This is a genomic window from Streptomyces sp. SID3212 (assembly GCF_009865405.1).
Lineage (GTDB): Bacteria > Actinomycetota > Actinomycetes > Streptomycetales > Streptomycetaceae > Streptomyces.
In genome coordinates this window covers 1-327 of sequence record NZ_WWJY01000542.1, presented here as the reverse complement: position 1 = coordinate 327, position 327 = coordinate 1, and the positions used below count along the sequence as shown (strand labels likewise).

Below are 327 nucleotides of genomic sequence, written 5' to 3'. Positions count from 1 at the left end.
AGGCCCTCGCGTGGGCGACGAGCCGGCGCGAGAGCGGCCGGAGGGCCGCACGATCCCCTTCCACGGCGCCCACCAGGCGGGCATCCTGACGCCCGTCCAGCGCCACGCCGTCTTCACCTCCTTCGACGTCACCGCGCGCGACCGCGCCGGACTGACCGACCTGCTGCGCACCCTCACCGCACGCCTGCGGTTCCTCACCGAGGGCGGGGTGCCCGAGCCGCTCGGCATCTCCGCGCCGCTGCCCGACTCCGGTGTCCTCGGCCCGGTCGTCCCGGGAGACGGCCTGACCGCGACGGTCGCGGTGGGCTCCTCGCTCTTCGACGACCG

Annotated in this window: 1 protein-coding gene; it reads left to right on the top strand. The window is 76.1% G+C overall.

The features are described from left to right. Window positions 1-327 (top strand): Dyp-type peroxidase domain-containing protein (locus GT042_RS15965; RefSeq protein WP_202532859.1); only part of this gene is annotated, 327 nt, incomplete at both ends.